Origin of the sequence: Desertivirga xinjiangensis (assembly GCF_024436435.1) — a bacterium.
GTDB lineage: Bacteria > Bacteroidota > Bacteroidia > Sphingobacteriales > Sphingobacteriaceae > Desertivirga > Desertivirga xinjiangensis.
Window position 1 is genome coordinate 95962 of record NZ_JAFMZP010000010.1, and the last position, 20234, is coordinate 116195.

19 protein-coding genes and 1 tRNA gene are annotated in these 20234 nt (G+C 41.1%); 7 read left to right on the forward strand and 13 right to left on the reverse strand.

Features of this window, described 5'->3' with window-relative positions:
• Positions 1-26 precede the first annotated feature (26 nt).
• The 7 genes from J3P37_RS19745 to mutS form a co-directional block, all read right to left on the reverse strand.
• Positions 27-3689 (reverse strand): AAA family ATPase, encoded by a 3663-nt coding sequence (locus J3P37_RS19745; protein WP_256013084.1) that lies wholly within the window; start codon positions 3687-3689, stop codon positions 27-29.
• Positions 3690-3713: 24 nt separating this feature from the next.
• Positions 3714-4934 (reverse strand): exonuclease SbcCD subunit D C-terminal domain-containing protein, encoded by a 1221-nt coding sequence (locus tag J3P37_RS19750; RefSeq protein ID WP_256013085.1) that lies wholly within the window; start codon positions 4932-4934, stop codon positions 3714-3716.
• A gap of 139 nt (positions 4935-5073) precedes the next feature.
• Positions 5074-5433, reverse strand: a complete 360-nt coding sequence (locus J3P37_RS19755) for a DUF805 domain-containing protein (RefSeq protein ID WP_256013086.1) — start codon at positions 5431-5433, stop codon at positions 5074-5076.
• Positions 5434-6166: 733 nt separating this feature from the next.
• Positions 6167-6778 (reverse strand): thioredoxin family protein, encoded by a 612-nt coding sequence (locus J3P37_RS19760; protein ID WP_256013087.1) that lies wholly within the window; start codon positions 6776-6778, stop codon positions 6167-6169.
• Between the two features lie 20 nt (positions 6779-6798).
• Positions 6799-7278 carry a TlpA disulfide reductase family protein gene (locus J3P37_RS19765; protein WP_256013088.1) on the reverse strand — a complete coding sequence of 160 codons (480 nt, stop codon included), beginning with the start codon at positions 7276-7278 and terminating at the stop codon, positions 6799-6801.
• A 32-nt stretch (positions 7279-7310) separates the two neighbouring features.
• Positions 7311-7883 (reverse strand): C40 family peptidase, encoded by a 573-nt coding sequence (locus J3P37_RS19770; protein WP_256013089.1) that lies wholly within the window; start codon positions 7881-7883, stop codon positions 7311-7313.
• A 79-nt stretch (positions 7884-7962) separates the two neighbouring features.
• A complete protein-coding gene (gene mutS / locus J3P37_RS19775) occupies positions 7963-10539 on the reverse strand; it encodes a DNA mismatch repair protein MutS (RefSeq protein WP_439648981.1) in 2577 nt (858 codons plus the stop codon).
• A 293-nt stretch (positions 10540-10832) separates the two neighbouring features.
• Here mutS and J3P37_RS19780 point away from each other — a divergent pair, with 293 nt between their 5' ends.
• Entirely contained in the window at positions 10833-11600 is a 768-nt protein-coding gene (locus J3P37_RS19780) for an SGNH/GDSL hydrolase family protein (protein ID WP_256013091.1), read from the forward strand.
• A gap of 100 nt (positions 11601-11700) precedes the next feature.
• Positions 11701-12501, forward strand: coding sequence for an N-acetylmuramoyl-L-alanine amidase family protein (locus tag J3P37_RS19785; RefSeq protein WP_256013092.1), 801 nt, complete (start codon positions 11701-11703; stop codon positions 12499-12501).
• 2 nt (positions 12502-12503) lie between these two features.
• On the opposite strand, the gene J3P37_RS19790 is transcribed toward J3P37_RS19785, so the two are convergent.
• On the reverse strand, positions 12504-13157 hold the full coding sequence (locus J3P37_RS19790; RefSeq protein ID WP_256013093.1) for a head GIN domain-containing protein: 654 nt from the start codon (positions 13155-13157) through the stop codon (positions 12504-12506).
• Between the two features lie 33 nt (positions 13158-13190).
• On the reverse strand, positions 13191-14384 hold the full coding sequence (locus J3P37_RS19795; protein WP_256013094.1) for a hypothetical protein: 1194 nt from the start codon (positions 14382-14384) through the stop codon (positions 13191-13193).
• A 137-nt stretch (positions 14385-14521) separates the two neighbouring features.
• Between J3P37_RS19795 and J3P37_RS19800 the strand changes: the two genes are divergently transcribed.
• The 3 genes from J3P37_RS19800 to J3P37_RS19810 all read left to right on the forward strand — a co-directional run bounded on the left by J3P37_RS19800 (position 14522) and on the right by J3P37_RS19810 (position 17028).
• A complete protein-coding gene (locus tag J3P37_RS19800; RefSeq protein WP_256013095.1) occupies positions 14522-15559 on the forward strand; it encodes a glycerophosphodiester phosphodiesterase in 1038 nt (345 codons plus the stop codon).
• A 144-nt stretch (positions 15560-15703) separates the two neighbouring features.
• Positions 15704-15788, forward strand: a tRNA-Ser gene (locus J3P37_RS19805).
• A 64-nt stretch (positions 15789-15852) separates the two neighbouring features.
• On the forward strand, positions 15853-17028 hold the full coding sequence (locus J3P37_RS19810) for a tyrosine-type recombinase/integrase (RefSeq protein WP_256013096.1): 1176 nt from the start codon (positions 15853-15855) through the stop codon (positions 17026-17028).
• 3 nt (positions 17029-17031) lie between these two features.
• Here J3P37_RS19810 and J3P37_RS19815 read toward each other — a convergent pair whose 3' ends face one another.
• Genes J3P37_RS19815 through J3P37_RS19830 form a run of 4 tightly spaced genes read right to left on the reverse strand, consistent with a single transcriptional unit; the run spans position 17032 to position 18852 of the window.
• Complete coding sequence (locus J3P37_RS19815; RefSeq protein WP_256013097.1) at positions 17032-17574, reverse strand: hypothetical protein; 543 nt, start codon at positions 17572-17574, stop codon at positions 17032-17034.
• On the reverse strand, positions 17571-17924 hold the full coding sequence (locus J3P37_RS19820; RefSeq protein ID WP_256013098.1) for a hypothetical protein: 354 nt from the start codon (positions 17922-17924) through the stop codon (positions 17571-17573). Before J3P37_RS19820 ends, J3P37_RS19815 begins: the two co-directional genes overlap by 4 nt.
• A complete protein-coding gene (locus tag J3P37_RS19825; RefSeq protein WP_256013099.1) occupies positions 17924-18580 on the reverse strand; it encodes a glycoside hydrolase family protein in 657 nt (218 codons plus the stop codon). The genes J3P37_RS19820 and J3P37_RS19825 overlap by 1 nt, the downstream gene beginning before the upstream one ends.
• A 2-nt stretch (positions 18581-18582) precedes the next feature.
• The gene (locus J3P37_RS19830; protein WP_256013100.1) at positions 18583-18852 is read right to left on the reverse strand and encodes a hypothetical protein; all 270 of its coding nucleotides are present in this window, start codon (positions 18850-18852) and stop codon (positions 18583-18585) included.
• A 136-nt stretch (positions 18853-18988) separates the two neighbouring features.
• Here J3P37_RS19830 and J3P37_RS19835 point away from each other — a divergent pair, with 136 nt between their 5' ends.
• Positions 18989-19549, forward strand: a complete 561-nt coding sequence (locus J3P37_RS19835; protein WP_256013101.1) for a DUF4468 domain-containing protein — start codon at positions 18989-18991, stop codon at positions 19547-19549.
• Positions 19550-19757: 208 nt separating this feature from the next.
• Positions 19758-20234 (forward strand): hypothetical protein, encoded by a 477-nt coding sequence (locus tag J3P37_RS19840; protein ID WP_256013102.1) that lies wholly within the window; start codon positions 19758-19760, stop codon positions 20232-20234.

Below are 20234 nucleotides of genomic sequence, written 5' to 3' on the forward strand. Positions count from 1 at the left end.
GCCGAAGCCTGAAAAGCTTATGTACTTCATGCACTTAGGTAGCTCACAACTTTGACCCGGCTTGAGCCACCGGGCTGTTTCTGCACCTGTATCTGTGTGCCAATACGTTCTTTCAGAGCCTCAACATGCGAAATGATGCCAATAGTTTTTCCCTTCGACTGAAGGTTTTCCAGGGCTGAAATAGCAATATCCAGTGTTTCGGCATCGAGGGTACCGAAGCCTTCGTCTATAAATAAAGAATTTATTTCGACCTTACGACTCGCCAGATCAGATAAGCCCAAAGCCAAGGCCAGACTTACGAGGAAGCTCTCCCCTCCTGACAATGTAGCCATTGGACGTACCACATCGGCCTGATAGGCATCCAGAATCTGCAGTTCAAGGTCTTTTTCAGCTGTCTTTAAGATCCTGTAGCGGTCGCTTAGCTTTTTCAGGTGATAGTTGGCCAGTTCTGTTAAGCGTGCCAGGGTAAGGCCCTGGGCAAAACGGCTGAATTTCTTGCCGTCTGCTGAACCTATCAGGGATGACAATTTCTGCCATCTCGAAAATTCCTTTTCTTGTACAGCAATTTGCCCTGCTACTTCTGCAAACTTAAGTTTTAACTTATCATCCTCAACGATAATCTGGTTTAACTTCCCGATCTCCTGGTTTAAGGAACTGAGCTGCTGATCGAGAGTTTCAAGTTGCACCTGCAAGTGACCCACATCTTCGTCGCCCATATTCTTACTTAGTTCCTGGTTTAGTTCGAGCTGAGTATCATGTCTCATCTGCCTTAAAGTATCTAACTTTGATTCCAGTTCCTTTTTTAGCTTCGTAAGCTGCAGTGTAGTCTCTTCAGGTAAAAAAAGCATTTGCAGAGCTGCTATGGATTCGATATTACAGTACTTCAATTCAATAACCAGATCATTGTTAAGCTGCGATAGCATGTTTTTATTATCATCCAGGTCTGCCAGCAAACGATTGATTTTTGATTCAATGACTTTCAATCCTGATTCCTTTTCCTGCAATATATTTTGAATCTTATCCTTAAGATCGCGGTATGTCTGTAGTGTCTTGTTCAGTCGCTCACGTTCCTGCCCAGGCTCCTTATCGCCAAATAATGTACGCCGCTCAGTTAACAGCCTTTTGTACTTTTCCTCTTCTTGTTTTAACTCGTTTTGTTGTTTCAACAAACTACTTAATTTATCAGCCAGCATTTCGCCCGTTTTAGCGAGGTCCGTCTTTACCTGAATAAGCTCCAGTTCCATTTGCTGGAAGGTATTCAGTGCTTTTGAGTACTTTTCGGCTCGCTCAAGCAAAGCAGGTTCAATAAGATGAATGTGCTGAGGATCGAATTCAATATGAAATGGAGATAGCAATCTGGATATATCCGAAAAGACACTTTGCTGTTTCTCCTTCAGTTCGTCAATAGTTTTGCTGATCCGGATGGTTTGTTCTTCGATAGATTGCAAGCGCACCGATACAGATTCATTTTTACTTCTTGCCTGGATCAGTGATTCATTTTTCAGCGTAATCTGCTCCTGGATTTTAATAGCATATTCTTTGGATTGCCGTATCTCTTTTATCTGTCCATGCAATAAATTCAAGCGTTCTTTTTTCTTCTGAATAATTGCAGCTATGATGTCGGTCTTTTCAATATCCAGCGGCCTTGGCAACAAGGTGTTTGTGTTCAAAAACTCATCCCTAACACTTGTAATCTCAGAATTCAATTTAACAAGTTGCTCCTGTGAAGACTTTAGGTTTAGCTGTAATGTATTTAAACTAATAGATTGACTGTTGAATGTTAAAGTTAAATCCTTTAAATATTTATCTTGTTCATTCCGCTTTCTTTCCGCATCGGTAAGGGCTGATTGGTAGTTAGTTTCAATATAAGGATGATGAAGAGAGCCGCAAAGAGGACAGGGCTCTTCAGGTTGAATCAATAACCGGTCGGCCTCATATTTCTGGATGCGCTGTTGTAGCTCTACCACTTGCCTCAGATCATTTAAATTTGCTTCGGCTGCTTCCTTTTCGGAGCTGAGTATACCGAACAACTTTTGCTCTGCAGCAAAGTTTTCCTGAGCTTTTTTGGTCGCTAAATCAAGTTCTTTGTAACTATCCGAAAGGCTATGAAATTGCTTCGATAACCTATATTGTTGTTCACAATAGCCTAAGATCGCCGGAATTTCGTTCGCCTCCTCCTCCAGCTCTTCCAATGTTCTACTTTCAAGGATCTGTTGCTGCTTAAGCAGGCTTAGCTGGAGCTTCTCTCTATCCTTCCACAGGTCCTTTTCTGCCGCTTCTATGTCAACAGTGTTACTTGCAATAAAAGTTTCAGCCTCATTTTGCTGCTTTTTATACATAAGCAGCTCAGAATTTCCAGTCTCTAAAGCGTCTGTATTTAACTCGTACTGTTTATTTAATTGAGCGAAAACAAGCACCTGTTTTTCAATATGTTTATCCTGGTTGTTTTCGCGGATCCAACGGTCCAGATCTGTAAGTTGAGCCACTAGTTTACTTACCTGCGCCGCTTTAGTCTCTTCGACTTTTATTACACTATTTACATCTTCCTGGCTTAACTGACAGGCTGCGCCGTAGCGTTCAATCTGACTTTTTAAAGATGCCAATCCGGAGTCCATCTGAACCACTCTCGCTAAAAGAGGTTCGGCTATCGTCAGTTCTCTTGTGGCTGTTTCAACGCTTAATTTGACCTGCTCTAGCTGCTGACTGGCCCTGTCAACCTCCACGCTGATTTCAGGATAGTTTTTTTGCAGAATATCCAGCTCCTGACGTTGCTTAGAACGCTGCTCCTGGTAACTATTAATTTGAGCAAGTGCTGGCTTAAATTCAAGGGCCTGCACATGAAGTCTTAAACGCTCAAAATCATCTTTTTTGCTTTCAAACACCGCAGACTGTTCTTCAAGCTCAACATTAAGCGCTTGTATTTTGATACTTAGTTTCTCAATATTATTTAGCCAGCTGATCTTGTCTGTGATACTGCTTTGATCAGTTTTTAACTGTTTGGCTTCCCGCTGCAGCTCGCTTAGGCGCAACTGATATCCAGCTCGCTCCTCTTCAGATAAGAGATGTACACTTTCCAGCCTTGATTGAAGGTTCTCTAAGCGTTCCCGCTCAACTTTTTGCCTCTCGAATGTAAAACGAGATATTTCAGAATAAATGCCCGTATCTGTTATTTTCTCAAGCAACTCACTTCTTTCATTGTCGTCAGCTTTGAGAAATCTTGTGAAATCCCCCTGGGATAACATAACGGAACGGAGGAACTGGTTGTAGTCCAGGCCGCAAAGTTCTATAATTGCCTGCTTAACTAATGTGGTGGTATGCCCACCTATAAACTCTCCGCTGCTGAGTTCGGCGAGTTCCATCTTTTCGTTCTGAATGGCACCGTCTACACGGCCCCTGCTCCTTCTAAGTGACCACTTAGACCGATAGAATTTCTTCTTTACCTCAAATTCAATTTCTGCGAAGCATTCAGCAGTATGCCTGGACATGATCTCTTCCACGTCCTTATTATGCCGGTGAACTTTTCCGTACAAGGCGACAGTGATTGCATCTAATATGGTTGTTTTACCAGCCCCTGTCGGACCAGTAATAGCAAATAATCCGCTTTCATTAAATGGAGCCTGATCAAAGCGGATTTCATGTAACCCTTTTAAAGAATTTAAATTCAGGAATCTGATACTTACAATGCGCATACCCAATCAGCTTTCTACCAGTTCTTAGTTTTCTTTCTGGCCCATTTGTTCCAGAGCCTCTTCAAATGTCTTTACCAGATCCATGTAGTCTGCTTCTCCAAATTCAGCTTCACATCTTTTCAAAAAAACCGTTTTGGGTTCCAGATCAGTTAATGCTGCCACTTCCGCAAGCTGCTGATCCAGATTCATCAAAGGCCGGCTTCTAACCTGCCGGGAAAAGAAACGATCAATAAAAGCTTTGTTTTCCCTTAGCTTATTTAACTGTTCATCAAGATCATGAATAAATTTATCCGTCTCTACCTGAACCTCTACCCAGGCGGGATATTTCAGCTGGTGATCTTCGAGGATCAGCAATTTACGCTTTACCGTATCCAGATCACCTTTAATGCGTATCAGTTTCCGGCAGCAGGGCACCTCATGTTCTTCAAGCCGGCTTAACTTGCCGTCTTCAAACTCGAGAATGATCACTTGCTTTTTATCCTCAGTCTCCGAAAAGCTCAATGGAACCGGCGAACCCGAATACCTGATATGATTCATCTTATTGACTGTTTGAGGCCGGTGAATATGACCTAAGGCAATGTAGTCGAATTCCTCCGGAAACTGATCTCCATATACCTGTCCCAGGTTACCAACATGGATTTCCTTTTCGCTGTCTGAGGTACTAGACCCCGCTGCAAAAAGGTGACCGGTAGCGATCACAGGAATGCCTTCCGACTTGAAAGGCGCTATATATTCCCTGAACTGGTGATAATGATCGCGGATACCTTGTTTGATCCGTATTTCGCGTTCTTCACTGGTTTCTCCGGTAATCGAGAGCCGTATGTCCTTATCCCGGAGAAATGGAACAGCGCATACTACTAATTTCAGATCGCCCTTTTTATCATGAACCGGAATGATCTGTTCGGTGAATTCATCCGGCACACCTCCGATGATATGAACATTGAAATATTTCAGCAGGTCTTTAGGTGCATTAAGTGTGCTGATAGAGTCGTGGTTCCCCCCTATAATGATCACCTCCCTGCAACACGTGTTTTTCACATGCCGCAGAAAGCGATAATACTGTTCGAGAGCTGCATTCGACGGTGTTCCGGTGTCAAAGATATCGCCGGCAATAATTAAGACCTCTATACATTCCTCATTGAGTTTATGAATCAGCCAGTTTAAAAAATCCTGATGCTCGTCAGTTCGCTCACATTGCTCTAATTTCTTTCCGAGATGCCAGTCTGCAGTATGTAAGATCTTCATTAGCCGGTTTTTTTGCTAACAAAAATAGCAATTTAAAGCAAACAATATGAGCCTGGCTCAACTTATAGCGCTTCTTTTTTTCAACAGCGCTTTATAAAGAAGGAAAGATCAATGGTCAGCATCATTGATCCCTACTGGCTTAATATTGTTCTTCTTCTTCAAGAACTAGCTCCCCTTTGGGGTCCTGACCATATTCGTTTTCTCCTACGGTGCCATTGGTACATGCCAGCACAAGATTATAGATGGGAATCAGTAGATACCAACCACTTTTTCCTACATCATGCATTCTTCTAACGCCAACAGCTATACTTGGTATAAAGGCAACAAGCTGGTAGGCTGTAACCAGAATTGTGAGGAAAGTTGTCTCCTGAGCTGCATTCAGAAGTGTCAAACCGTAAATGATGATAACATGAAACAGAGTGAAGTACCAGTACTCGCTGCGCCTTGCCCTGCCTGAAAATACAGCATAATTTTTAAAAGCACTTAAATAATAATTCATAACTTAATTGATTTAATTGAACGTAAGGAAAGCCTCTGTACAGTTTCACCCACTTTCATAAGTTCCGGGAAGGAAATATGGCAGTTAAAGAAATTGTGATCAAGGTATTCAAATCTAACAGAGGGAAAGAAATAAAACAATACCTCGTGCTATTATAGACGAAAATATTATTAACAAAAAAGAGGCTGCGAAACCATCATACAGGCCTGCAGCCTCATCATCTATTCAAAGGATTCAAATTGTTGAAATATTTTGATCTGAATTTATCTGACCAATACTCTGATGATAGCATAAATTGCAACAGCCAATAAGGCAATTTCAGTGCCGACTGTTAATTTTAAAACGGAGTCTAATATTTTACTTTTCATGATATTGAGGGTTAATTGTTTGATATAAATATGCGACCTGATGTATTGAAAAGAAATGAGCTTCGTCACAGAAAATCAAATCATTAGACACATAACATCTGTATTTAGATCACAAACAACCTCAGGGAGACGCGATTGATAGGCGGGGCGGCTTTAGACTATCAGGAAAAGATTAGAATACCCAATAAAATTCCTGCAATCATGGTGATATACAACAATACTTCGGTTCCTGCAAAACGTTTGTACTTCGTCCAGAACGAATAATCACTTTTTTTATCGGGCATAAAAAACCGGAGCTTGATTAGCTCCGGCACAAAAATAAGATTTTCTAATTCCCCTTCAAGCATAAGAGTCCGATCGAGAAATTAAGCACCTTGTTTTTTCCATTTTATGGTACATCCGATTGCCTTTGTAGTAGTGACCGCTGGCTTTCTACCTGAAGACAGGGCATCGACAGCCGCTTCAACATATTTAAGTTTTTCTGGATTATTTCCTTCAGTATCGTTATCTATCGCACCAATATACTGAACAACATTCCCCGTAGGCGACTTCTCTACAACAAACACATGAGGCGTACGACTGGGGCCAAATTGCCTGGTAACTACTTGATCCGGATCAGTTAGGTAAGGGAATTTAAAGTTTTTCTCCTTTGCCCGTTGCTGATTTTTCTCATACGAATCAGCAGGCTGCACACCGGCATCGTTCGGATTGATGGCAATTACAGGATAACCAAGGGGAGCGTATTTTGCGTTCAGAGCAATAAGCCTGTCCTGGTAAGCGATGGCATAAGGGCATGTATTACAGGTAAAAACTACAATGTACCCTTTAGCATCTTTATAATCGGCCAGGGAAACTTTATTGCCATCAACATTTTTAAGACTGAAATCAGAAACAGCATCTCCTACTTTGTACCCGGCAGTTTGAGCGCTGGCAAAGAGTACCAGGCACGACAAAAAAATGGTTATTAGTGTTTTCATAGCATTTATTGTTTATAGTCTTAGTTTACAGACTGATAGATTTTCTCCAGATCATTATACGTGAATTCTTTCTCATAAAACTCCCGAACATTTTTTTGTTTATTTACTATCAGTGTTGCAGGCAGCGCGCCTGACCATTCTTTGCTTATCCGGTCGATATACTGTTGAGCATTACTTTCATTCAACAGAAACACTTCGTTTTTGAGTTGCTTTTTCCTCACAAAAGGAACAACGCTCGAATTCATCTTTGATTTAAAGTCGAGACTGATCAGTAAGACCTTTAGAGGCTGAGATTTATAGCTTGCCTGCAATTTTTCAAAGTGAGGTAATTCTTTGATACAGGGCGCGCACCAGGTGGCCCAGAAGTTTACGACATAAATAGTATCTTTACCTTGGTTAATTCGTTTTTCAAGCTGATCCACCGTAAGCAGATTTACTGTCTGCGCTTTTACCGGCGACATCGAAACTATGAACAATCCTATTGTAATGAATAATTTCACAGGCTGCTTTTGTTCCTATAAAATTAAGATGTTTATTGGGCATCTGAAAATAAAAGATCGTTTTTTATACTACCCGCGCGTGAGAAGTATTTGTAATACCATGGATCTTTTAAATAGCTGATAATAACACCTTTGCTCGTTGATACATGAACAAAGCGATTGTTCTTAAGATACACGCCAACATGACTGAATGGCTGGCCGCTAAAATCGAAAAACACGAGGTCACCTTCTTCCAGCTGTTCCTCGTACTTTCGTTTAACCGTCTGTGCCATTTGCCTGGCCACTCGCGGCAGGTTCTTGTTATAAATTTCCCTTTGAAGTAATGTAGTAAAGCCAGAACAATCAACCCCTCTCTTATCCATTCCGGCATTTTTGTGAGGAACCCCCATCCACTCGTCAATGAACCTATAGAGTTTTTCGTTCTTTATTTCCCTTTCCGACACATCAAGTAGTTCTGCATATCGCTCTTTTACAGAACCTTTAAAGGTTTTACCTCTACTTTTAGATGCATCTGTAAGCATCTTTTTACTGTTGCAGGATGTTAAGAGCGTTGCAGCTATAAACATTAAAGCAGCTATTTTACTTAGTCCCTCGAATCTAACCATAGTGCCAAGGTCTCAAAACTTACTTTTTTAAACTAACAGAAGTTTTTAACACCTGTTAGTTTAGCCCGATGCTTTCATATTAATTCTTTATCACCCGCTGTATCTCATCCAGCTTCATCAAAGCTTCTACCGGTGTCAGAGTATTTACATCAAGGTTGTTAAGAAGATCCCGGATCTTTACCAGCACCGGATCATCGATGGAAAACATCTGCAGCTGGTAAGCTTGTTGCTGGACTTTTTTGATGCTGTCTTTAATATGTTCACCACCTGTGCGTTCCTGCTCCAGTCGTTTTAATATCTCATTTGCGCGGCCGATAAGTTTTGGGGGCATTCCCGCCATTTTTGCCACATGAATGCCAAAACTGTGTTCACTGCCGCCAGGAACCAATTTTCGCAGGAAAATGACTTTATTTCCAACCTCCTTTACAGATACATTGAAATTCTTTATGCGGTTAAAAGAATTGGAAAGTTCATTTAGTTCATGATAATGCGTAGCAAACAAGGTTTTGGCTTTTGCTACCGGGTTGTTATGAAGAAACTCTGCTATAGCCCAGGCTATAGAGATCCCGTCATAAGTGGAAGTACCCCTGCCTATCTCATCCAGCAGGATCAAGCTCTTATCCGAAAGGTTATTCAGGATACTCGCGGTTTCATTCATCTCCACCATGAAGGTTGACTCCCCGGAAGAGAGATTATCTGACGCACCTACCCGGGTAAATATTTTATCTACCAAACCTATCCTGGCGGTCTTGGCAGGCACAAAGCAACCGATCTGAGCCATTAGCACGATCAAACCGGTTTGTCTCAGTAAGGCCGACTTACCAGCCATGTTTGGTCCGGTGATGATAATGATCTGCTGGGTTTCGCTGTCAAGAAACACATCGTTGGTGATATACTCCTCTCCTGCCGGAAGGTTCCTTTCTATTACCGGGTGCCGTCCTCCCTTGATGTCAATGATCGACTCGGTATTGATCTCAGGCTTGACATAATAGTTCTTGATGGCAGTGCTTGCAAAGCAAAGCAGCACGTCCAGCTGGGCGATCAACTGTGCATTAAGCTGGATAGGCTTGATGTATTCAGATAAGGCAAAAACCAGCTCATTATAGAGTCTTGTTTCGAGTGCATGGATCTTCTCTTCTGCACCCAGGATCTGCTCTTCATATTCTTTCAGCTCTGGAGTAATATACCGCTCGGCATTCACCAGCGTCTGCTTTCGGATCCACTCAGAAGGAACCTTATCTTTATGGGCATTAGTAACCTCGAGGTAGTAGCCAAAAACGTTGTTAAAAGCCACTTTCAATGAAGGGATTCCCGTAGTTTCCGCTTCTCTTTTCTGGATCTCCAGCAAATAGCCCTTTCCGCCAAAAGCAATTTTTCTCAGCCGGTCAAGTTCTTCATCGATTCCTTCTGCTATTACGCCACCCTTTATTACCATTACAGGAGGTTCAGGATGTAGTTCCCTTTCGATCTTATCGCGAATGATCGAACATGGATTTAGCTGCTCTGCTAAAGTTTTAAGAGCAATATTATCCGCCTCTCCGCACTGTTTTTTTATAGCTTCAATGGCAATTAGTGCCCTTTTTAACTGACATACTTCGCGTGGATTGGCTTTAAGCAAACCAATTTTGGAGATCATTCGTTCCAGATCCCCTATCTGTTTAATTTCCTGTGCCAGCGATTCCCTTAATTCGTCATGCTGGATGAAATATTCCACCACATCCAATCGGTCCTGAATAGGCTTTTTTTCCTTCAATGGCATCACTATCCAGCGTCTCAGCATCCTCGCTCCCATCGGAGAACAGGTTTGGTCCAGAACATCCACCAGCGTTATCGCATTTTCGTTGGCCGAGCCTACAAGTTCGAGGTTGCGGATAGTAAAGCGGTCGAGCCACATATAGCGGTCTTCCTCAATCCTGGAAATATTCGAAATATGCTGAAGGTTCCGGTGTTCTGTTTCGTTGAGGTAATGCAAGGCAACTCCAGCCGCTGTGATAGCCAGAGGCAAACGTTCAATCCCGAATCCTTTCAAGGATTTAACCTCAAAGTGTTTCAGCAAACACTCATGAGCATAATCACCGGTATAGGGCCATTCGTCGAGACAATAGGTATAAAATCTATCACCAAAGGTCTCTGCAAAGTCACGGTTACGGCTCTTCTGAAAGATCACTTCACTCGGCTTGAAGCCCTGCAGCAACTTATCTATATACTCGCAGTTTCCCTGAGCCACCAGGAATTCGCCGGTAGAAATATCGACGAAGGCGATTCCTACGGTATTCTTTTCAAAATATATAGAAGCAAGGTAGTTATTGGTCTTTTGCTGAACAATATTATCACTATAGGCTACACCAGGAGTAACAAGTTCCGTCACCCCCCGTTTTACAATAGTTTTGGTTGTTTTAGGATCTTCAAGCTGATCACAGATTGCCACCCGTTGGCCTGCCCTGACTAGTTTAGGAAGATAGGTTTCCAGCGAATGGTGAGGAAAACCTGCCAGTTCGATATATGCAGCGGATCCATTTGCTCGCCGGGTCAAAACAATACCTAAAATTCCCGAAGCTTTTACAGCATCTTCACCGAAGGTTTCATAAAAATCGCCAACCCTGAACAACAACAAAGCACCAGGGTATTTAGCCTTGATGGTATTGTATTGCTGCATTAAAGGGGTCTCTTTAGTCGCGGTTGCAGTTTTTGCCAAGCCTTTTCTAATTTTAACCTGCGAATTTAAATCATTGTATTTGCTTTAAGACGTGTTGTGGAAAAAGAAGGGAAATGTGGATAGGTTTGTTTTGAGAAACCACAGAGAACATGGAGCAGGCACAAAGGTACACGAAAATTTCTTCTCTGTGTACTCTCTGGTTTAACTTTGTGCCCTATGTGTTTCAAAAAAATATTTATATTTCGCCCTTAAAGTGATCAATTTACTATCAAACCAGATATACTTCCATATTCATGAAAACAAACAACTCTAACAGAAGAAACTTTTTACAAAAAGCTTCACTAGGCACCCTTGCGGCTCTGACTATGCCACAGGTAATCGTTTCTTCCTTTGCTTCAGAAAATGCAAAATCAAAGAAAATTTCTCTAAAAGCGGATGATGTCATTCTGTTTCAAGGCGATTCAATAACCGATGCAGGCAGAGTACGCACAGAAACTGCGTTCAACAACCAGAAAGCGCTTGGAGGCGGTTACTCATTTCTAGCAACGGCAAGTCTTTTAAATAACCACCCTGGTAAACGTTTAAAAATCTACAATAAAGGAATAAGCGGCAATAAAGTTTACCAACTGGCAGAGCGATGGGATGCCGACGCCCTGGAATTAAAACCCAATGTTCTTAGCATACTTATCGGCGTAAACGACTACTGGCATTTCAGGAATAAAAAATACGATGGTACAATCGAAACATACAAGAATGACTATAAAGCTCTGATTGAAAGAACCCTGAAGGCTTTGCCTGATGTTAAGCTGATCATTGGCGAGCCTTTTTCTATCATTGGCAAATCCGTTGATGCCAGCTGGGCTCCGGCACTAAAGCCCTATCAGGAAGCTGCCAGGAATATTGCAGATACTTTCGGAGCTGCGTTTATTCCTTATCAAAAAGTGTTCGATAATGCTTTGAAGGTTGCGCCTGGCGACTACTGGGCTCCAGATGGGGTGCATCCGAGCATTGCAGGTGCCCAGCTAATGGCAAATGCCTGGCGGGAAGTGATAAGTGGCTAAAGTCCTCTCCTTCGTGTAACATCATTGTAGCTTTCACAAGTTTCTCAATTTGCGTAATATTGCCGGCTAATACATCAGGCATCAACCGGTAATATTACGCATGAAAAAATCAATCCCCCATTATAAATTTCAACTTCTTTTTCTCGGTTTCCCTTTGTTGATAAACACATCCTTTATCAGCCTGCAAAAAACCCCTCCAGGATTGAAAAGTATAGTGCTCGATGCCGGGCATGGAGGTGTCGACAGCGGCACTCGTGGCAAAAATTCACGCGAAAAGGATATTACTCTGAAAGTTGCACTTAAACTAGGTAAAGCGTTGAAAGCCAGATATCGCGACCTTAAGGTGCTCTATACAAGAACGAGTGACGTGCAGGTACCTTTATATAAGCGAATTGCATTAGCCAACAACGCAAAAGCAAGTTTATTTATTTCTATCCATTGTAACTCATTACCCGCTAACGCAGCCAACAGGGCTAGTATAAAAGGTACCGAATCCTTTGTTTCCGGATTTGGACGCTTGAAAGAGCAGGACGTTGCCTTACGTGAAAACGCATCCATTTTGCTTGAAAAAGACTATAAAAAGAACTATGACGGATATGATCCCCGCGACCCGGAGAGTATCATCATTTTTTCTTTGATAAAAAATGCTAATCGGGATCAGAGCATAAATTTTGCCCGTATCATGCAGCAGCAATACAGGAAGATCGGCCGACAGGATCGCGGCTATAAAGAGCAAAGCCTGGCCGTCCTTGCACGAGCGGCCATGCCTGCGATATTAACCGAGATCGGCTTTTTAAGTAATAGTGCTGAAGAAAGATATCTGCTCTCAGCAGCTGGACAGGATGAGATTGTATCGAGCCAACTTAAAGCTGTTGAAGCCTATAGCAAACTGGTCGACTAATATTAGTTTTTCTTTACAACTCCACCGCTACCGCTGATATTTGAATCTATCACCGGGTTGCCGAAATAATAAACGTTTCCACTACCGCTGATTTTCACCTTCAGACTTTCTGTCGGATTGACCCATACATCTCCGCTGCCTGAGATTTTAACATCAGCTGAGCTGCTATAAACTTTACTCAGATCAGCGTCACCTGAGCCTGAAACGGTGACGTTCACTTTCCTTGCAACAAACTCATCCTCTACCACTATATCACCCGAACCACTTATCCTCACATCGAAATTTTCCTGATAGTCGAAATTTCCGGAGATATTCAGCTTTCCGCTTCCGCTAAGCGTTGCCCCGTTAATGAACGGCATGGTAACATATACTTCGATGTCGTCGTCCTGCACATTTACACGTTCATAGCCAAGTTTAAGGGTGCCATTAAATACTTCCGTTTTAAAGTGCGGCAGGAGATTAGATGAACCACGGAGTTCCACCTCGTAGTCTGGTCCATAGCTAATACGGATGTTATTGGCTCCGCTGCTTAGCACCTGCCGAAAATCGTTGGGTCTGCGAACTTCCGTAGTCCGGTTACCATTTGCTTCCAACCTTTCCTTTGTACACGATACAAAGAGAAATCCTAAAATTGATAGATAAAATAAAGCTTTCATATGTTTAAATGGTGTTTTACTAAAATGATATGATTAAAAAATAAAGTTTAGTCCCGCCTGATAGCCTATATAAGTAGCATGAAAATCTTTACCCCAGCGATTTTGATGTTCCCACATATAGTCGTTGATTAATGCCTTACCCTCCAGAGTATTAGTATTAATATAATTAAAGGAAGGACCGCCGAAGAGTTCCAGTTTTTTAGTAAATCTCACAGAAGGCATGAGTTTCAGTGATGATTTAAAGTAATCGCCGGCTGTAAAGTTTTCCAGCATCTGGAAGGTAGCTTCGGTGTTTAGTCGAAAAAATCTGGTTCGAAAAAAATGCGCACCAAATCCGGCTTCCATGGCATAAACATGATCTTCGTTTTCAAAGTTATAACCCGCTCCAAGTATTCCATAAAGTACCTTTCCTCCGGAGCGGAAAGTAAGCAGGCTGGTTTGATTCTCATCGACGCTAAAGCCGATGCTTTTTTCGCCATTTTTTATAATATTGATGATCCCGACAGGATGATCGCTGCTATCAGCAATATTAATAAATCCAGCTATTTGTGCACCCTTCACTTTTTTCGCGACATTAATAAAACCGGCCACCTGCGACCCCGAAACTTCTTTAGCCACATTAATAAAGCCGCTTAACTGCGAACCCTTCACTTTTTGCCCGGTCACGTTGCTAAATCCCGCAAACTGCGAGCCGCCGACGGCTTTTGCAGTATTGGCGAAACCAGCAAACTGAGATCCGGAAACTTCCATGGCATGATTTGAAAAACCTGCTATCTGAGTTCCCATCAAGTTATCTGCTTTGTTTAAAAATCCTGCGAACTGCGCCCCTTCAACATTATCCGAAGCCACATTACTGAAACCCGCAAACTGCATGCCTCTGCCTTCGCCATAAGTATTTGCAAAACCAGCAAATAACATTCCGTCCGCTTTTTTCCCTATATGGTTTGAAAATCCCGCAAAAGCAACTCCCCTGATATTATTCCGAACCACGTTTGCGAATCCTGCGAAAGCCAAACCTCTCTCTTCGGCAGAAACGCCTCCCAGAAGGTGAAGTGAAAAATCATTTGTATCTAAGGGCGCATCAGTGCCGTGTGTGCTTATAGGATAAAGAATACCCAGGTGTACCCGGTCGCTGTTGTGTGTTTGAGCTATTCCCTGCAATCCCGTAAATGCCAGTAATGTTACTATTATTTGTTTAATCTTAGTGGTGTAATTATAGATCCTCATTATTGTCTTTTGAGAATATGACAAGACGACAAGCTTTCACCCCTATGCCAGATCAATTTATTTTTTCGTATAACAATACATTATCTTTATCATAACATGGGAAATGTATCTTTACTCATATTTTTTTCACTACAGATATGTTCAAAACACTTACAACTAACATTATCTTATTGTTAATGGTTATCTTCAAAATTATGGGCCAGGAACACAAGACAATCTATTTATCTGACTATACGTTTTCTGAAAGCAAGTCTAAAGTTGGCTTCATAAAGATTAATAAAGAAGGCGCTGCTATTCATTCCGCCAGTGTCACAGGCTATGAAGGAGATCTGTTCAAAATCGGCAAAAATAACGAGCTGTCTATACGTAAAACTAAAGATCCAAAAAGCTGGTATGATGTAACTGTAGTTGCAAAGACGGATATCGGCGAAATAACAAACACGTTCAGAGTAGTAAACGATCAGTTTATAAAAAACAAGGTTATAGCGCATCGGGGTGCCTGGAAAAACACCTCCTCCCCTGAAAACTCAGTGGCTGCGTTAAAACACGCCATATCTATGGGCTGCGAAGGAAGCGAATTTGATGTTCATCTTTCTGAAGACTCCAGGATCTTCGTTAATCATGATGCGACAATTCAGAATATAGCTATTGAAAAAACCGGGTCGGAGGTACTCAGTTCTATTAAGCTGTCAAACGGCGAAAGTCTTCCTACCTTGGAAGATTTCCTTCGTGAGGGTATGAAACAAAATAAAACCAAACTTATCCTGGAGCTTAAACCTTCCGCCGTAAGCAAAGAACGGGGAATTGCCTTAAGCCATAAAGCTTTAGAGATAGTGGAGCAATTTAAAGCTCAGGGATGGGTAGATTATATCAGTTTCGACTATGACATTTGTAAGGAAATTATCAAGTTGGCTCCATATGCAAAAGTTTCGTACCTGAAGGGCGAAAAGACCCCTGAAGAACTGGCCAAAGACAAGTTGTATGGACTCGATTATCATCATTCGGTGCTTAGGAAAAATCCCAATTGGATTAGGGAGGCACATCAGAACAAATTGACGGTTAACGTGTGGACGGTTAACAGCGAAGACGACATGGACTGGCTATTAAAAGAGAACGTGGATTTTATAACTACGAATGAGCCTGAATTATTACTGAAGAAGGTTGCCAAGAAATAAAAGAAGCTTCCTAAGAGATTACCTGCCTTTTGTGCTGCAAAATAATAGTCTGATAATGTGTCTGTTTAGGCGAATCTCACAGAAAAACGACAAAAAAAAGCAGTTCAGATTTGCAGAAGCACTTAGGATTTGTACTTTTGCGGCGGAGAGTTGGCAGAGTGGTCGATTGCGGCAGTCTTGAAAACTGTTGACTGTAACAGGTCCGGGGGTTCGAATCCCTCACTCTCCGCTTAAAAACCCCTGATAATCAGCATAGAGATTTTGCGTCTGACAAAAACCGGACAAAAATTAATATGCCAAATTACAAGTTGCTCAAAGCTTACGATGCAGGGGGTGATATTTCAAAAGAGTGGTTTGTTCAATACCATTACTTAAAACCAGAAGCTTTACAACGCCCGGATGAACCATTATACGAGCGTTTTAAAGTTGGTTCAACAATTAACTGCTTACATACTATCCCGGAACGTAAAAAGCAACTTAGGATAGTTTTGAAAACGATGAAACAGCTTCTTGAAGCTGGATTCAATCCATATCAAGCGTACAGGGCCGCTGACAATGTCCAGTACCAGGGATATAACATTTGTCGTTGCATAGACAAATATCTTTCAGAGGTTGAACCAGACCTTAGAATCGGCACATTTCGAAAGTATAAGGAGCGTCTCGGATTTTTCAAGATGTGGCTTGAATCTAAATCACTGGAAAACTTAATGATCTTCCACATTACCAAACAGCATATTTTTGAATTCCTAAAGAGTAAGCAGTTGACAGAGAGATGGAGTAACAAAACTTATAATCACTACCTGCAGGCGATTCATACATTCTTTGAGCATATTATCTCTAACTATGATGATTTTGTAAACGTCAACCCATGCGAGAAGCTTAAAAGACTCCAGATTACCAGAAAGGGAAATCGGCCACTTGACAATCAATCTTTTTCTGAGGTCTTGCAACATTGCAAAGAGAATGAACCATACCTATATCAATTTCAAAGGTTCATTTATTATACATGCTTCAGGCCTGATGCAGAGTTAAGACTATTAAAAATATCTGATATTGATCTGATCGATAGAAAAATTGCTGTTCCGGCCAATCATGCTAAAAGCAAGATCCGGCAGTATATTCCAATTGATGATTCTTTGTTTGAAATCTTAACTGAAATGAACCTCGAGCAGTATCCAAGGCATTATTTTCTTTTCGGAAAAGCTGGCCGCCCCGGAGAGTTGGCCGTATATCAAAAATATTTCAATAAGCTTTTTAGGAAGGTGAAAAAAGATTTAAAAATCGACGTTGAGATAACTCTATATGCTTTTAAGCATACCAGAGTAATTCATATGGTTCAGGATGGTGAGAAATTGCCAAATATAATCAAGCTGACCAGACACAGGACGCTGGCTGAACTAATGGACTATCTTAAAGATATGGGAGTAATTATTGGGGAAGAGGTTAATCTTAAAAGCAGGAGGATATAATCCTCAGCTCCTGCTTTTAATTAACCAATACAAAATAATGATTATAACAGTACCGGATATAGCCGAAATTACCCAGGCTTTGCCGGTGCTCTTATTTTCGACATTCTTATCTTCAGTCTTTACGACAGATGTACTATCCCGTTGAGATCGGATATCAGTTTTTGAGGACTGGTTGATTTCAACATCGGTATTTACTTGGGTTGAACCGGATGTGTTCTTTTTGCCTGTCAAATTGATCTTTCTGGTCATGGGCTTGCCGCCAGTGTAGATAATCAATGTTCCGTCTGGATGCGATTTTATGCTATCTACGTTTACTGACGTTTCCTCAACTCGTGAGTTCTCCTCAACGATCGCCTGAGCTGTTGATGTAATCGTCTTGTCAATAACATTCGTGTTAGTCTGGTTTGAAATCGATTCAGATTTGTTACCATCTGCTTTTGTTTTTGTCAATGACTTTTCTTTGGCCTTGCATGAACAAATAAATAGGGTTGCTGCCGTTAAAAGCAGAAATGTACTTAACAATTTGATGGTTAGAGTTCTTTTCATTCTATTTTCCCTTTTACAGTTATTTCATCGCCTTGTTTAATTGTTTCCGGCTCTTGGCTCCGACCTCTTAAAGCCCTTATCCCCTCATTCACCTGCTGCGCGGTGACAATCCCAAAAATGACAAGTATGGTCAGGTTGTAGATCACGCAAAGCCATACCAAAATCTTAAGGGCCGCAATTGCCTCTTGAGTTGGTTTACGTTGATCTGATATCCTGTAGGCTAAAACTACAATGGAAATCGAAATGCCTGTATTCAATAAGACATACCAGAAGTTTGTTAAAGCCCTGGCCGATGATTTGCCATCCGGCCCCTGGAGGGATGGCGCGAGCCATTTTATAAGTTTGCTCATTACGCAGATAGTTTATTAAGAACTTGAAGGGTTTTGGGGCCGACAATCCCATCGGGTACAAGCCCATAGGCTTTCTGAGATGCAATCACTGCAGCTCTTGTCTGTGGCCCGAAAATCCCGTCGACTGGTATCTTTAGTTTCGCCTGAACGTATTTTACTTGGTTCTTGTAGATATCTTCAACATTATCAATTTTCGGTTTGGCGTCAGGGGTAAAATACAGCGCTGCCTCACGCTTTCTGCGGCCTAAAAGGATAGGCTTACCACCGGCATTCTTCCACATCTCGAAGGCGGCTTTAATCCGTAGATCGTTAGGATCCTGATTAACCAGTTTAACTACTGTCGACCCTTTATACCCGTTCACGCCAATATTATACGTCAGGCTGGCCATTGCATCAAACTGGTTATGATTGATATCATCCCGGGTAACAGAATAAACGGCCCTTTCATAAGTGCGCAACATATTCTTAAAAAGTGATATTGCCCGCTCAGTAGTAATTGCAGGATCCGTCATTTTAACTTTCCGGCCATCTTCATAGTAAGTACAACCTATTCCAATTGTGGGAATACCTACACTATCCAGGTAAGGACGCTTAACAAGCCCCTCCTCTTTTATCAAAAACTGTATTCCTGTCGTAGAAACCTCTCTTATCTCCATAGTTATTTGTTTTTTAAGGCCCAAATAGCTTCTCTGAGCTCGTCTATTGCATTTTTCAATTCAGAAATTTCAGGGCTAACCTTTCGTTCGACGACATCTTCAATAAACTTAGCCTGCTGCTTAAGCTTGTAATCGAAATAGCGGTCAATAAACTTATTGAAGCTGAACATTGTAGCAAATGATCCACTAACCCAGGCTATGCCCCATTTTATAAATTCAATCCAGTCGTTAGGTTGGTCTGTATTCATTCTCGTTCTTGATGTCGCTTCCATGATATCTGTTTATCAGGGATGTCATCAAATTTCGATCTTGAATTGTAAAACAATAAGAGTGATCCGTTTACAAATCAGTTTATTAATGATATAGCGTTAAATTTCACAGGTGGGAAATTCTTGCTACTTTTGATTTATGAAAAAACTTATACTCTTATCATTAATTGTGTTTCCAATATTAGCTTTTTGTCAAGGAAAAAAAGATAGGACGCCAATTGTTATTCCTATTAAGGATGGTAAAATTTTTTACGAACAAATAGTGACTGTGGATAGCGCTTCAAAGAGTGACTTATATGATAAATCCCGGAAATGGCTCGCCGAGGCGTTTAACGATTCGAAAGAAGTAATAAAAGTTGATAACAAGGAATCTGGTAATATAGTAGGATCTGGAATATTCGACATCGTCACAAATACTTTCTTTGGAAGTGCAAGTCGAATTTCTTTTATGATCGACATAACTATTAAAGACAGTAAATATCGGGCCCAGGTGTATCAATTTTCTTATAGACTTTTAAATAATCAATATGCTACTGATAAATTTTCACCGCTTGAGCCAGTTTGGAAGAAATTCAATGAGGGAAATTCCATGACCCCAAACGACGATCGACGGCTTTTCAAAGGGATAGATGATAAAATAAAAGCATTGCTAGAGGATCTGAAAATATCAATGACAAAAGTATCGAACGATAACTTTTAAAAATGATAGTGGCGAGTTTGTTCCGGTTTATATCCATAGCTCCAAATACACTCTCTTAAGCTTATACAGAACAGGTTATCAATTATATAAGGAATCGAACAAAAAATAATAATTAGTAAAATTGACTCTATTTATTACTCCACCCTCTTAAACTGAATACTTATTGCGGAGTCATCTCATCCTCAGAGAAAATTCTTTACATTTGTGTATGAAAAAACTTATACTCTTATCACTGATTTTATTTGTATTCGCGGCATGTAAGAAAGATGAGGATGATGAGAACTCAGACCCTAAGCAAACCCAAATCACAATTAGAACATATAAAGTACTTGACGCCGAATCCGGAAAAATTGATACAGTTTTCCTTAATGGGTCAATCTATCTTTGGGATAATAGTCAAGGAAATTTAGAGATTAACAACTTGGGGCAAGCATTGGAAGGATTCGCATATAATAAATCTACCAACACCTATGTTAAACATACTGCGGAAAATAGGCATGGAATTTTAGTAACAAATCAGCCTAAAGGCAAATATCTTGTTTTTGCTATTGATGATGTTACAACTGAATCTGGCCGACTAGCTTACTCTCATAAATTCTTTGAGGTGAATGACCAACCAAAGCTGTTTATGGACAAAACTTTCAGCCTGAATGCACAAGCCGAAAGTTTTGAGGAATGGAAGTAA